Source organism: Metabacillus rhizosphaerae (assembly GCF_037201795.1).
In the GTDB taxonomy this organism is placed as follows: domain Bacteria; phylum Bacillota; class Bacilli; order Bacillales; family Bacillaceae; genus Metabacillus; species Metabacillus rhizosphaerae.
Window position 1 is genome coordinate 2025001 of the sequence record NZ_CP147403.1, and the last position, 14190, is coordinate 2039190.

The window sequence follows — 14190 nt, forward strand, 5'->3', positions numbered from 1 at the left end:
CACATCGACGGGGAGGTTTGGCACCTCGATGTCGGCTCATCGCATCCTGGGGCTGTAGTCGGTCCCAAGGGTTGGGCTGTTCGCCCATTAAAGCGGTACGCGAGCTGGGTTCAGAACGTCGTGAGACAGTTCGGTCCCTATCCGTCGTGGGCGTAGGAAATTTGAGAGGAGCTGTCCTTAGTACGAGAGGACCGGGATGGACGCACCGCTGGTGTACCAGTTGTCTTGCCAAAGGCATAGCTGGGTAGCTATGTGCGGAAGGGATAAGTGCTGAAAGCATCTAAGCATGAAGCCCCCCTCAAGATGAGATTTCCCATAGCGTAAGCTAGTAAGATCCCTGAAAGATGATCAGGTTGATAGGTCTGAGGTGGAAGCACGGTGACGTGTGGAGCTGACAGATACTAATCGATCGAGGACTTAACCTAATAAAAGCGTTAAATGAAGTGAATTGAATTGTGTATCGTTATCTAGTTTTGAAGGAATATATTTTTTTTGTAAAAAACACTTGAAATATTCTTTCAAAATAGTATAATAATTCTTGTCGTAATTGTCTGGTGGCGATAGCGAAGAGGTCACACCCGTTCCCATGCCGAACACGGAAGTTAAGCTCTTCAGCGCCGATGGTAGTTGGGGGTTTCCCCCTGTGAGAGTAGGACGTTGCCAGGCTGTTTCAAGAATTATATAGATCTTACAACGGAGGATTAGCTCAGCTGGGAGAGCATCTGCCTTACAAGCAGAGGGTCGGCGGTTCGATCCCGTCATCCTCCACCATTATAAACTTATTGTGCCGGTGTAGCTCAACTGGTAGAGCAACTGACTTGTAATCAGTAGGTTGGGGGTTCAAGTCCTCTTGCCGGCACCACTTACACTTAATACTACTCATTGAAAAATGAGCCATTAGCTCAGTTGGTAGAGCATCTGACTTTTAATCAGAGGGTCGAAGGTTCGAGTCCTTCATGGCTCACCATTTACACACCTTGCGGGTGTGGCGGAATTGGCAGACGCGCTAGACTTAGGATCTAGTGTCCTTGTGACGTGGGGGTTCAAGTCCCTTCACCCGCATCAATAAAATATTGCGGAAGTAGTTCAGTGGTAGAACACCACCTTGCCAAGGTGGGGGTCGCGGGTTCGAATCCCGTCTTCCGCTCTTAGTAAGTGCCGGGGTGGCGGAACTGGCAGACGCACAGGACTTAAAATCCTGCGGTAGGTGACTACCGTACCGGTTCGATTCCGGTCCTCGGCACCACTTACATTATGCGCCCGTAGCTCAATTGGATAGAGCGTTTGACTACGGATCAAAAGGTTAGGGGTTCGACTCCTCTCGGGCGCGCCATATATCGGGAAGTAGCTCAGCTTGGTAGAGCACTTGGTTTGGGACCAAGGGGTCGCAGGTTCGAATCCTGTCTTCCCGACCATACTAAAACTTTCTTTGGGGCCTTAGCTCAGCTGGGAGAGCGCCTGCTTTGCACGCAGGAGGTCAGCGGTTCGATCCCGCTAGGCTCCACCATTTAGTTAAATAATAAATTTCCATTTTGGCGGTGTAGCTCAGCTGGCTAGAGCGTACGGTTCATACCCGTGAGGTCGTGGGTTCGACTCCCTCCGCCGCTACCAATTTGGACCTTTAGCTCAGCTGGTTAGAGCAGACGGCTCATAACCGTCCGGTCGTAGGTTCGAGTCCTACAAGGTCCACCATTTTTCATCATACACGGAGGAATACCCAAGTCCGGCTGAAGGGATCGGTCTTGAAAACCGACAGGGGTGTCAAAACCCGCGGGGGTTCGAATCCCCCTTCCTCCTCCATATTTTTTAAATTTTATATTTCTATTATCGCGGGGTGGAGCAGTCTGGTAGCTCGTCGGGCTCATAACCCGAAGGTCGCAGGTTCAAATCCTGTCCCCGCAACCAATTTCAGTTGACGATACTACGTTGCTCTTACTTCTTAGCGAGGAAACATAGGAGTGCTTTAGTGCAACCAAATGGTCCGGTAGTTCAGTTGGTTAGAATGCCTGCCTGTCACGCAGGAGGTCGCGGGTTCGAGTCCCGTCCGGACCGCCATTTTTAAAAATCCCTTGTCTCAAGGAAAAGGGTTTCAATAAGCGAGAAGGTCGAGGAAGCGACTGAGCGAACACCGGAGCGTATGTAAATACGTGAGGATGTGAGTGATGGAGCTGACGAAGAGATTCGAAGCTTAGTGGAAGCCGTAAACTATATGGCTCGGTAGCTCAGTTGGTAGAGCAATGGACTGAAAATCCATGTGTCGGCGGTTCGATTCCGTCCCGAGCCACCATTTTTAAGATTAGACTTAGCTCATGTGGCGATTGTGGCGAAGTGGTTAACGCACCTGATTGTGGTTCAGGCATTCGTGGGTTCGATTCCCATCAGTCGCCCCATTTATCTTGCGGGTGTAGTTTAGTGGTAAAACCTCAGCCTTCCAAGCTGATGATGAGGGTTCGATTCCCTTCACCCGCTCCAAAATTTTAAATGGGCCTATAGCTCAGCTGGTTAGAGCGCACGCCTGATAAGCGTGAGGTCGATGGTTCGAGTCCATTTAGGCCCACCATTTCATATTTTTATTCCGCAGTAGCTCAGTGGTAGAGCTATCGGCTGTTAACCGATCGGTCGTAGGTTCGAGTCCTACCTGCGGAGCCATATATATGGGGAAGTACTCAAGTGGCTGAAGAGGCGCCCCTGCTAAGGGTGTAGGTCGCGCGAGCGGCGCGAGGGTTCAAATCCCTCCTTCTCCGCCAGTTTATAAATATAGTTTAAGGCCCGTTGGTCAAGCGGTTAAGACACCGCCCTTTCACGGCGGTAACACGGGTTCGAATCCCGTACGGGTCATCAACAAAAAAACACTGCAAATTCGCAGTGTTTTTTTGTTGGAATTTTTTTAAAACCGCTCCAAAAAGATCTTATTCCAAGTAGAGTGTAAAAAACCGGTTCTATAATAAATGTTGGGGTTCTTACACAATTTCAAAAAAAATGCACGACATCATCCATTCTTTTATACTTGAATTGTCGAGAAACAAGTATAGAGTGGAGAAGCGTGCATAATGAATTCTAACATATTTTTACCAGGATTAGAAGAAGTGATAATTAAGAAGATGAATACAGTAGATGATAAACTTTGTTTTCATGTAGAAATGCCAATAAAGAGCATTTATACCCTGAATGTGGGGTAGTAACTCAGAAAGTTCATGATTATAGAATCCAAAAACTAAAGCATTTAAAAGTGTTTGAACGACATACGTTAATCTTTTATAGAAAACGTCGATATGCATGTACTTGTGGGAAAAAGTTTGCCGAATACAACACGTTTATAGAACGTTATCAACGTTTATCTAATGAGTTTAATCAAGCAATAAAGATTCGTAGTATAAAAGGAAAAACGTTTAAAGAAACAGCTGAGGTATACGGAATTTCTGCTTCAACTGTAGTAAGACGCTTTGACGAATTAGCTGAAAGCATAATAAACGAAGAGACAAAAGAAGAGTTACCGAAGGTAATAGCCATTGATGAATATAAAGGGGATACGGAGGCTGGGAAATATCAGCTTATCATAGCTGATGGGGTAACAAAAGAACCCATTGATATTTTACCGAATCGATACAAGAAGACTATAAAACAGTACTTACGTAAATACGGTACAAAAGTAGAAATAGTTATTATGGATATGAGCCCTTCATTTAAAGCAGCAGTTCAACAGGCACTTGATAAGCCAGTCATTGTCGCAGATCGCTTTCATTTTGTTCGTTATATATATTGGGCATTGGACGGTGTAAGAAGAAGAGTGCAATCTTCATGGCACGACTACGACCGAAAAAAGTGTAAAAAAATGCGATATGTTTTCCATCGAAATTCAGCGAAATTAACGAAAGAAGATTATTGGTATTTAGAGCGTTATTTAGGTTTTTCAGATGAATTAAAACATGCCTATGAACTAAAAGAATCATTTGCAGCCTGGTTTATTAAGGCGAAAGAAAATGGTCCAGAGTTAATCCTCCAGACCAAAGAGTTATTAGATAATTTTTACAAACAAGTAGAAGAGTCAAATATTCCAGAGTTTTTAAAGACAATAAAAACCCTGAAAAACTGGCAAGTTGAAATATTAAATAGCTTTGCCTACAACTATTCCAATGGATTTTTAGAAGGAATAAATAACTTAACCAAAGTAATGAAACGAAACGCATTTGGGTTTAGAAGTTTCAAACGTTTTCGTGCAAAGATTTTACTGACACATAAGTATAAAAAAGTGGGTGTACACGTTGGGTAAAGGTGAAGAGAAATTTCACTTCACCCCAACATTTGACGTAGAACCAAAAAACCTTTGCTTTGTATTTTCTATTCTATTAGGTAGTGGTTTAAGCTTGATCAAATTAGGGTATGAATAAAAGAAACAAGCTTAAATGTTGACTTATCATTTGATAAACTATTATATTCAATTGTAGGTGCTCTATAAAAATTAAATCTACTTTTCTATGTAAATACAATAGGGTCTGAAACGGAAAATTCATCTACTTTTTTGTATGCAAAAATTTGAATGATACGCACTTTCTTGATTTGTTTATTTCAATCTTAAGATTAAGATTGCTTCAAAGTAACCCATATACAATTTAATTCGAAATTCCTTCTTTTTTTTCTTCAAAGAACTTTCAACAAAAACCAACAAAAAGTCGAATAAAATATTTTTCTGATATAATGTTCGGTATCTCAGCTTGTCCACAATTCTACTAATTTGAACGCTTTTCTTACCTTAAATTAAATTATTCCGATTTCATCAAACATACTTCATACTACTAGTGTTTTAGAGTCTTTTTCGCCGATTTATTAAAATTCCCTTTATTTTTTTCTATATTTTAAAAGTATAACATTTAAATATTAATTTCATTTCAATGTAGGTTTATGTCGGAAAAAAGAAGCGTTTACATAAAAGGGATCTACGAGTAAGTATTGAATGTTTAGCATAGAGATAATAAGAGAAAGGGTGACCTATGTGACTCTCATTTGTCCAACAGACTATGATATTCATTTATTTCATGAAGGACAGTCATTTGAAAGCTATGGGTTTTTAGGAGCTCATATACAGGAGCAAGATGGATTAATTGGTACAAATTTCTGTGTATGGGCACCAAAAGCAAAAGGAGTTAATGTTGTTGGTGATTTTAATGGTTGGTTTGGTCAAAATCATCAAATGGAGAAGATCAATGAGGAGGGGATTTGGAACATATTTATTCCTCATTTAGTAGCTGGAGAGATATACAAGTATGAAATCATTACAGCTTCTGGAGAGACTTTATTGAAAGCAGATCCATATGCCTTCTTTTCAGAGGTAAGGCCGAACACTGCATCCATTGTTCATGATTTATCAGGGTATGTGTGGAACGATCAAAAGTGGAAGAGAAAAAAGCGACAGAGGCCACCATATGATCGACCAATGTCTATTTATGAAGTGCATTTAGGAACTTGGAAAGTAAAAGATGATGAAGAGTTGTATAGCTACAAGGAATTAGCAGAAGAACTAATACCTTATGTATTAGATCATGGTTTTACCCATATTGAATTACTTCCTATTATTGAACATCCATATGACCGTTCTTGGGGATATCAAGGAACGGGTTATTTTTCTGCAACAAGTCGTTTTGGTAAACCACAAGATCTAATGGAATTTATTGATACATGCCATCAAGAAAATATCGGTGTCATTATTGATTGGGTTCCAGGTCATTTTTGTAAGGATGAACATGGGCTATATATGTTTGATGGTCAACCAACTTACGAATACAACAATTATAATGATCGTGAAAACTTGGATTGGGGAACAGCGAACTTCGATTTAGGTAAACCTGAGGTTCAAAGCTTTTTGATTTCAAATGCGATCTTTTGGATTGAGCATTTCCATGTAGATGGTTTCCGTGTTGATGCTGTTGCAAATATGCTTTACTGGCCAAATTCTAATGAGCTAGTAGAGAACCCATTTGCAGCAAGCTTTTTAAGAAAACTGAATGAAGCTGTCTTTGCAAAAGATCCAGATATCTTAATGATTGCTGAAGATTCAACTGATTGGCCAATGGTAACTGCTCCTACCTCGTCAGGTGGTCTAGGCTTTAACTACAAATGGAATATGGGTTGGATGAATGACATTCTTACCTATATGGAGGCTTCTCCAGAACATAGGAATGAACTCCACCATAAAGTAACATTCTCCCTATTATATGCTTTTTCAGAAAACTTCATTTTACCGTTTTCTCATGATGAGGTTGTGCATGGGAAAAAATCACTGTTAAATAAAATGCCAGGTGATTATTGGCAGAAGTTTGCTCAATTAAGGCTGCTTTATGGATATATGATTGCACACCCTGGAAAGAAACTACTTTTTATGGGTGGTGAGTTTGGCCAGTTTGATGAATGGAAGGATTTAGAACAGCTTGATTGGTTTTTAGAAGATTATGAGATGCATAATAAAATGCGTGTCTTTTTTAAAGAATTGCAACAAGTCTATCAAAAGCAAAAGCCATTGTATGAATTAGATCATGCAGAAGAAGGTTTTGAATGGATAGATGTTAACAACAGGGATCAAAGTATTTTCTCTTTTATACGTAAAAGTCAAAAAGAAAATGATCTTTTAGTAGTAATTTGTAATTTTAAACCAATTGTTTATCACGACTACAAAGTTGGGGTTCCAATCGATACAGAATATGTAGAGATTTTAAATAGTGATGCAGGTGAATATGGTGGATCAGATCAACTGAATAAAAAGAATTTGAAGGCATTAGAGGGTGAATATCATGGCAGACCATATCACCTTTCGATGACGATCCCACCATATGGAGTTGTTATTTTACGAACAGTTAAAAAAAGAGGGGAGAATAAAAATGGGAAGAAAAAAGTGCGTCGCAATGTTATTAGCAGGGGGTAAGGGTAGCAGATTAAGCTCCCTTACAAAAAATCTAGCGAAACCTGCTGTTCCCTTTGGGGGCAAATATCGAATCATTGATTTTACATTAAGTAATTGTACGAATTCTAGTATAGATACAGTAGGGGTACTTACACAGTATCAACCTCTTGTCTTAAACTCATATATTGGTATAGGCAGTGTATGGGACTTAGATCGTAAAAATGGCGGCGTAACAGTTCTTCCTCCTTATACAGAATCTTCTGAGATGAAATGGTATAAAGGGACAGCAAGTGCAATCTATCAAAATATTAATTACATCAAGCAATATGATCCTGAATATGTACTAATCTTATCAGGAGATCATATTTACAAAATGGATTATTCGAAGATGCTAGATTACCATATTGAAAAAAATGCTGATGCATCTATTTCAGTTATTGAAGTGCCTTGGGATGAAGCAAGTCGTTTTGGCATTATGAATACAAATGAACAGATGCAAGTTGTCGAATTTGATGAAAAACCTGCTAAACCGAAAAATAATTTAGCTTCTATGGGTATCTATATTTTTAAATGGTCAATATTGAAAGAATATCTTGAAATGGATGAGAGAAATCCATATTCAAGTCATGACTTTGGAAAAGATATTATTCCTTTATTACTAGATGAAAAACGCAATGTTGTAGCATATCCGTTCCAGGGATATTGGAAGGATGTAGGTACGGTTAAAAGTCTTTGGGAAGCGAATATGGATCTTTTAAACGATGAATCAAAACTGAATTTATTTGATCGTGATTGGAAGATCTATACTGTTAATTCCAATCACCCTCCTCAGTTTATCTCTGATGATGCACAAGTAACAGATTCATTTGTAAATGATGGCTGTGTCATTTTGGGCAATGTGAATCATTCTGTATTATTTCAAGGTGTAACAGTTGGAAAGAATACGGTTATTAAAAATTCTGTCTTAATGCCAGATGCTGTAATTGGTGAAAATGTTTATATAGAGAATGCGATTATCCCTAGTGGAATTGAAATTCCAAATGGTACAGTTATTTGCCCTGATGCAAATTCAGAGGAAATTCTCCTTGTAACAGAAGAGATTATTGAAGAACTTAACACACTTGTAGATAGCAAAAATATTTAATATAGAAATATTTAGGATCAGAGTTTCGAAGTTATAAAATTACTAACATAGTATGGAACAAGGTTGGTTGGGGTATTAGCTTGTCTTACCAATAGGGATACTGGATAAAATCAATAGGATCCTAAATGTGTAAGCTTGTTTGCTTGCTCCGGCCTCTTTTCCAAAAAAGGGGAGAATGGAATTGAATCAGAAAATGCTTGGTGTTATTGATGCAACAGCCTATAAACCGGAAATTGAAGATTTAACGGTACATCGTTCATTAGCAGCGGTTCCTTTTGCTAGCCGTTATCGATTAATTGATTTTGTCCTTTCAAATATGGTTAATTCTGAAATTGAAAGTGTTGCGATTTTTCCTAAATACCAGTATCGTTCATTAATGGACCATATTGGGTCAGGAAAACAATGGGATCTAAACCGTAAAAAGGATGGATTATTCTTTTTTCCGTCTCCTCACTTGCATAACGAGTACGATGAGTTTGGATCATTCCGTCAGTTTTCAGATCATATCGATTACTTTTTAAGAAGCACACAAGAATATGCTGTTATTACAAATAGCTATACTGTTTGTAATATTGATTATAAAAAAGTATTGTCATATCATTTGGAAAATGGCTGCGATATTACAGAAGTAAGAAAAGATGGCAAGTCATTGCAAATGTATATCATGTCTACAAAGCTTCTTATAAATCTTATTGATGATAAAGAACAGACTGGTTCTAAGACTTTAGCAGATGTGATAATTGAAAATCGAAATAATTTAACAATCTGTCATTATGAATATAAAGGCTATGCTGCAGTTATCGATTCGATTAGTAGTTATTATAAGCATAGTATGGATATGCTTAACCCGACGATCTGGAATGAAATTTTCTTGAATAATCGTCCAATTTTAACAAAGGCAAAAGATGAGCCTCCTACGAAATATGGAAAAACTGCTCTAGTTAAAAATTCATTAATTGCAAATGGTTGTAAAATCGAGGGGCATGTAGAAAATAGTATCATTTTTAGAGGGGTCCATATTGGAAAAGATACAGTCATTAAAAATAGTGTAATTATGCAAAAGTCACAAATTGGAGATGACTGTTTATTAGACAATGTAATCGCGGATAAAGATGTCAAGGTAGAAAAAGCGGCTATAATTAAAGGGGCTGCATTATTACCATATATATTAAGAAAAAGAACGATTCAAGGGGCGTTGATGAACTCGTGAAAGTCTTATTTGCAGTTTCAGAATGTGTACCATTTGTGAAATCAGGTGGGTTAGCCGATGTAGCAGGTGCCTTACCAAAGGAATTAAAGAAACTTGGAATGGATGTTCGTGTTATTCTGCCTAAATATAGTTTAATAGCAGAAAAGTTTAGAGTTAAAATGGAAAAAATAGAGGAGATTACCGTGCCTGTAGGTTGGAGGCAGCAATTTTGTGGAATCGAATCTTTAGAATATGATGGGATCACATACTACTTTCTTGATAATGAGTACTATTTTTATCGAGACTCACTTTATGGACATTATGATGATGCAGAAAGATTCTCTTTTTTCTGCAGAGGGGTTCTAGATTCATTGGAAGCAATTGACTTTCAACCTGATCTTATTCACTCACATGATTGGCATACGGGAATGATTAATTTCTTGCTGAAAGAGGAATATCAACAGCAACCATTCTATAAACATATCAAGAGTGTGTTTACCATTCATAATCTACAATTCCAAGGGATTTTTCCTTTTTCTGTTTTAGAAGATCTCCTGAACATGGAAGCAGAAAAGTTCTTTGGATTGGAATTCCATGGACATGTGAGCTTTATGAAGGGTGCAATTAATTCTGCTGATACCATTACAACGGTTAGTCCTACATATATGGAAGAGATTCAAACAGCTTATTATGGAGAAAGATTAGATGGTTTATTACGATCAAGGCAGGCATCTTTAGTAGGTATCCTAAATGGGATAGATGATGAATTATATAATCCAGAAACTGATCCAGTTATAGATGAACCTTATACTGTTGACACTCTTAGCAGAAAAGCTTTGAATAAAGCTGCCTTGCAGTCATCATTTGGACTTCCAGTAGAAGATGATATTCCACTAATATCGATGGTGACAAGGTTAACAAAGCAAAAGGGCTTTGATTTAGTGAAACGAGTTCTTGATGAAGTATTAAGCAAAGATGTTCAAATGATCGTCCTTGGAACTGGAGAAAAAGAATTTGAAGATTTCTTTAAACATATGGAATGGCTTTATCCTACTAAATTTAAAGCATACATAGGATTTGATGAAAGATTAGCACATCGCATCTACGCGGGCTCTGATCTTTTCTTAATGCCTTCAAAATTTGAACCATGTGGATTAGGACAGCTCATAGCATTAAGGTATGGTACCCTTCCGATAGTGAGAGAAACCGGTGGATTGAACGATACAGTTTTGTCTTATCAAGAGGATACAGAGGAGGGGAACGGATTTTCATTCAGAAATTTCAATGCTCATGACATGTTAAATACCATTTATCGTGCTGTGGATATGTATCAACAGAAGGATGTATGGCAGGGAATTGTAGAAAATGCCATGAAACAAGATTATAGTTGGACACAATCTGCTTTGAAATATAACCAGCTATATGCTGATTTAATGACTAGGAGTGAAGAGCATGTTCTCCAACAAGGATCGGTTTAAGGAAAGCTTTCTAAAAAGATTAGAAAGCATGTGTGGCAAAGGATTTGAAGAGTCTACAAAGCGTGATCAATATCATACTTTAGGCAATATGGTAAGGGAATATATTAGTTCGAAATGGATTGAAACCAACGAGCTATACAGGTCGGAAAATAAAAAACAAGTTTATTATTTATCAATTGAATTTTTACTTGGACGTCTGCTTGGTCAGAATTTACTAAATCTAGGTATTAAAGAGATTGTCGAGGAAGGACTGAGTGAGCTAAATATCACATTAAGTGAAATTGAAGATTGTGAGTCTGATCCAGCTTTAGGTAATGGTGGTCTTGGACGACTTGCAGCATGCTTCTTAGATTCCCTTGCGACGTTAAACTTACCTGGACATGGATATGGAATCCGCTATAAACATGGATTGTTTGACCAAAAAATAGTGGATGGTTATCAGGTAGAGCTTCCTGAGCAATGGCTTAGACACGGTAATGTTTGGGAGGTTCGAAAACCTGACGAAGCAGTTGAGGTTTCATTTTGGGGAAGAGTTGAAACAAGTTGTGATAACAATGTTCTCTCCTTTAAACAAGTTGGTGATCAAAAGGTTTTAGCTGTTCCTTATGATATGCCTGTTGTTGGTTTTCATGTCAATACAGTTAATACGCTAAGACTATGGAATGCTGAACCATCATCCTTTGGTCCAAATCACGATATCTTGTCGTATAAGCGTGAAACTGAAGCGATCACTGACTTTTTATATCCTGATGATACACATGATGAAGGGAAAATATTAAGATTAAAACAGCAATATTTTCTTGTTTCTTCAAGTATTCAAAGCATTTTAGCTTCCTATAAAAAGGAAAACTCAAATGTGAGAGAGCTCCATCATTCTGTTGCGATCCACATTAATGATACACACCCAGCTTTAGCTATTCCTGAATTGATGAGGATCTTAATGGATGTTGAAGGATTAACATGGGATGAAGCATGGGAAATTACAAGTCATACAGTATCTTATACAAATCATACCATTCTATCTGAAGCGTTAGAAAAGTGGCCAATTTATTTATTTAAACCACTTTTACCAAGAATTTATATGATTATTGAGGAGATCAACGAGCGCTTCTGTGCAGAGCTTTGGGATCGTTATCCAGGAGAGTGGCAACGTATAGAACATATGGCCATTATAGCACATGGATTAGTGAAAATGGCTCACCTCTCTATCGTTGGAAGTTGTAGCATTAATGGAGTTGCAAAAATTCATTCAGATATATTGAAAAACCGCGAAATGAAGCCATTTTATGAGTTATACCCTTGGAAATTTAATAACAAAACGAATGGCATTACTCATCGCAGGTGGTTATTAAAAGCAAATCCAGAGCTAACAGCAATAATAAAAGATGTTATTGGTGATGAATGGATAAAGCAACCAGAAAAGTTGATAGATTTAAAGAGACATATTTATCATCCTGCTTTAAAAGAGAGTTTTGCAGCTGTTAAGAGGAAAAGAAAAGAGATTCTTGCAAAAAAGATAGCTGAAAAGAATGGGATTATCGTAGATATTGATTCAATTTTTGACGTTCAAGTTAAGAGATTACATGCATATAAACGGCAATTATTAAATGTTTTACACATTTTGTATTTATATAATCGCATAAAAGAGGACGCGAATTATACGATCACACCTCGTACATTTATTTTTGGTGCCAAAGCGTCACCAACGTATTATTATGCAAAAAAAGTGATCAAATTAATTCACTCTTTAGCAGATAAAGTTAATAACGATCCAAGAGTCTCGAAGGTTATTAAAGTAGTCTTCATGGAAAATTATCGTGTTTCACTTGCCGAAGATATTTTTCCGGCGGCAGATGTGAGTGAGCAAATTTCAACGGCAAGCAAAGAGGCATCTGGAACAGGGAACATGAAGTTTATGATGAATGGAGCTCTAACGGTAGGAACTTTAGATGGAGCAAACATTGAAATCATGGAGGAAGTTGGACGTGATAATATCTTCACTTTTGGATTAACCGCCAGCGAGGTTCTAAAATATGAAGAAAACGGTCGTTATCGATCGATGGAATATTATCACCATGATTTAAGAATCCGCCAAGTTGTCGATCAATTAACAAATGGCTTTTTCTCAGAAGATGAAGGGGAATTCGAATCAATTAAAGATTCACTATTAGTTCAAAACGATCAGTACTTCGTTTTACGTGATTTTGCTTCATATATAGAAGTGCAAGAAAAAGTTGGAGTTGCCTATCAAAATACTGATAAATGGCTTGAACAAGCCTTAATCAATATTTCACACTCAGGTTTCTTTTCGAGTGATAGAACCATCCAACAATATGCCGATGATATATGGGGAATTGGACCTGTTGCTTTAAAAATGTAAAGAAAAAAATGGTGTGCCCACGATTGGGGTGCACCATTTTTGGTTCGTTTTAGGAAATGAAAAAGTTCTTGTATAGTAAATATGCGCTTTGACATCCAGCGCCTATCCCCTCTTGGGTCTACAGCCACTCATAAATTGAAAGTAAAAACACACCTTCTATCCATGAGTGGCTTATTTGCCTGAGGCTAGTCAAGGAGATTGCGCATTAGTTTTAATCAATCACCATCTAATAATCTACCTAAGCCACCAAGTAAGCTTCCTTCTCCACGACCTTCTCCGCCAGAGGATGGTGCACTAGCTATAACACGATCTGCCAAACGGCTAAATGGAAGTGTTTGGATCCATACAGTACCTGGTCCTTGAACAGTTGCAAAGAATAAACCCTCGCCACCGAAGAATGCTGTTTTTACTTTACCAACAAATTCAATATTATAATCTACATCTTTTGTTAAAGCGACAAGACATCCAGTATCAATGCGAAGCTTTTCTCCAGGCTGCAAATCTCTTCTAATAATTGTCCCACCAGCATGTAAAAATGCTAACCCGTCACCTTCAAGTTTTTGCATAATAAAGCCTTCGCCACCGAAAAATCCAGTCCCTAGTTTCTTCTGGAAGTCAATTCCAATCGAAACACCTTTAGCTGCACATAGGAAGGAGTCCTTCTGACAGATTACTTTGCCTCCAAGTTCACTTAAGTCAACTGGTATGATTTTACCTGGATATGGAGCAGCAAAGGATACACGTTTCTTACCTGATCCTTTATTTGTGAATACGGTCATGAATAAGCTTTCACCAGTTATCACACGCTTGCCCGCGCCGACAAGTTTACCTAGAAAGCCCTTTTGGTTATTATCTCCGTCACCGAAGATTGTTTCCATATCAATGCCATCTTCCATCATCATCATACCACCAGCTTCAGCAACAACACTCTCTTTTGGATCTAATTCGATTTCAACACACTGCATATCGTCGCCATGCAGTAAATAATCAATTTCATGTGCGTTCAACAGGATCCCCCCAATATGTAAATAACAGTTTCAAAAGTAACTGTATCAGTTTCTATTTTACAGGTTTTTTACATTTCATAGAAGTCTCTTTTGGTTTCTT

General features: G+C 38.1%; 6 protein-coding genes, 21 tRNA genes, 2 rRNA genes and 1 pseudogene (1 of these 30 only partly in view). 29 read left to right on the forward strand and 1 reads right to left on the reverse strand.

Annotated elements, in window-relative coordinates; all coding sequences use genetic code 11:
- The 29 genes and pseudogenes from WCV66_RS09780 to WCV66_RS09920 form a co-directional block, all read left to right on the forward strand.
- A 23S ribosomal RNA gene (locus WCV66_RS09780) occupies positions 1-425 on the forward strand; it begins 2506 nt to the left of the window's first position.
- A 125-nt stretch (positions 426-550) separates the two neighbouring features.
- A 5S ribosomal RNA gene (gene rrf, locus WCV66_RS09785) occupies positions 551-666 on the forward strand.
- Between the two features lie 29 nt (positions 667-695).
- Positions 696-771 (forward strand) — tRNA-Val (locus tag WCV66_RS09790).
- A gap of 15 nt (positions 772-786) precedes the next feature.
- Positions 787-862 (forward strand) — tRNA-Thr (locus tag WCV66_RS09795).
- A 29-nt stretch (positions 863-891) separates the two neighbouring features.
- Positions 892-967, forward strand: a tRNA-Lys gene (locus WCV66_RS09800).
- Between the two features lie 12 nt (positions 968-979).
- A tRNA-Leu gene (locus WCV66_RS09805) sits at positions 980-1062 on the forward strand.
- A 13-nt stretch (positions 1063-1075) separates the two neighbouring features.
- A tRNA-Gly gene (locus WCV66_RS09810) sits at positions 1076-1147 on the forward strand.
- Positions 1148-1157: 10 nt separating this feature from the next.
- Positions 1158-1246: transfer RNA gene (locus tag WCV66_RS09815), tRNA-Leu, on the forward strand.
- 10 nt (positions 1247-1256) lie between these two features.
- Positions 1257-1333, forward strand: a tRNA-Arg gene (locus WCV66_RS09820).
- Positions 1334-1338: 5 nt separating this feature from the next.
- Positions 1339-1415: transfer RNA gene (locus tag WCV66_RS09825), tRNA-Pro, on the forward strand.
- Positions 1416-1431: 16 nt separating this feature from the next.
- Positions 1432-1507: transfer RNA gene (locus WCV66_RS09830), tRNA-Ala, on the forward strand.
- A gap of 27 nt (positions 1508-1534) precedes the next feature.
- Positions 1535-1611 (forward strand) — tRNA-Met (locus WCV66_RS09835).
- 4 nt (positions 1612-1615) lie between these two features.
- Positions 1616-1692 (forward strand) — tRNA-Ile (locus WCV66_RS09840).
- Positions 1693-1707: 15 nt separating this feature from the next.
- Positions 1708-1800 (forward strand) — tRNA-Ser (locus WCV66_RS09845).
- 28 nt (positions 1801-1828) lie between these two features.
- Positions 1829-1905, forward strand: a tRNA-Met gene (locus tag WCV66_RS09850).
- A 73-nt stretch (positions 1906-1978) separates the two neighbouring features.
- A tRNA-Asp gene (locus tag WCV66_RS09855) sits at positions 1979-2055 on the forward strand.
- Positions 2056-2211: 156 nt separating this feature from the next.
- A tRNA-Phe gene (locus WCV66_RS09860) sits at positions 2212-2287 on the forward strand.
- 27 nt (positions 2288-2314) lie between these two features.
- Positions 2315-2390, forward strand: a tRNA-His gene (locus WCV66_RS09865).
- Positions 2391-2398: 8 nt separating this feature from the next.
- Positions 2399-2472 (forward strand) — tRNA-Gly (locus WCV66_RS09870).
- Between the two features lie 11 nt (positions 2473-2483).
- A tRNA-Ile gene (locus WCV66_RS09875) sits at positions 2484-2560 on the forward strand.
- A 14-nt stretch (positions 2561-2574) separates the two neighbouring features.
- A tRNA-Asn gene (locus WCV66_RS09880) sits at positions 2575-2649 on the forward strand.
- A gap of 7 nt (positions 2650-2656) precedes the next feature.
- Positions 2657-2747, forward strand: a tRNA-Ser gene (locus WCV66_RS09885).
- A 19-nt stretch (positions 2748-2766) separates the two neighbouring features.
- Positions 2767-2838 (forward strand) — tRNA-Glu (locus WCV66_RS09890).
- A gap of 212 nt (positions 2839-3050) precedes the next feature.
- Positions 3051-4270 (forward strand): annotated as a pseudogene (locus WCV66_RS09895) (ISL3 family transposase).
- Positions 4271-4951: 681 nt separating this feature from the next.
- Positions 4952-6913: a 1,4-alpha-glucan branching enzyme gene (glgB, locus tag WCV66_RS09900; protein ID WP_338788848.1), complete on the forward strand. Its 1962-nt coding sequence runs from the start codon at positions 4952-4954 to the stop codon at positions 6911-6913.
- Positions 6870-8036 carry a glucose-1-phosphate adenylyltransferase gene (locus tag WCV66_RS09905; RefSeq protein WP_066326289.1) on the forward strand — a complete coding sequence of 389 codons (1167 nt, stop codon included), beginning with the start codon at positions 6870-6872 and terminating at the stop codon, positions 8034-8036. Before glgB ends, WCV66_RS09905 begins: the two co-directional genes overlap by 44 nt.
- A gap of 175 nt (positions 8037-8211) precedes the next feature.
- Positions 8212-9246, forward strand: coding sequence for a sugar phosphate nucleotidyltransferase (locus tag WCV66_RS09910; RefSeq protein ID WP_338788849.1), 1035 nt, complete (start codon positions 8212-8214; stop codon positions 9244-9246).
- On the forward strand, positions 9243-10703 hold the full coding sequence (gene glgA / locus WCV66_RS09915) for a glycogen synthase GlgA (RefSeq protein ID WP_338788850.1): 1461 nt from the start codon (positions 9243-9245) through the stop codon (positions 10701-10703). Before WCV66_RS09910 ends, glgA begins: the two co-directional genes overlap by 4 nt.
- Positions 10678-13083 carry a glycogen/starch/alpha-glucan phosphorylase gene (locus tag WCV66_RS09920; RefSeq protein ID WP_338788851.1) on the forward strand — a complete coding sequence of 802 codons (2406 nt, stop codon included), beginning with the start codon at positions 10678-10680 and terminating at the stop codon, positions 13081-13083. The genes glgA and WCV66_RS09920 overlap by 26 nt, the downstream gene beginning before the upstream one ends.
- A gap of 215 nt (positions 13084-13298) precedes the next feature.
- On the opposite strand, the gene WCV66_RS09925 is transcribed toward WCV66_RS09920, so the two are convergent.
- On the reverse strand, positions 13299-14090 hold the full coding sequence (locus WCV66_RS09925) for a TIGR00266 family protein (RefSeq protein ID WP_338788852.1): 792 nt from the start codon (positions 14088-14090) through the stop codon (positions 13299-13301).
- Positions 14091-14190: the final 100 nt, after the last annotated feature.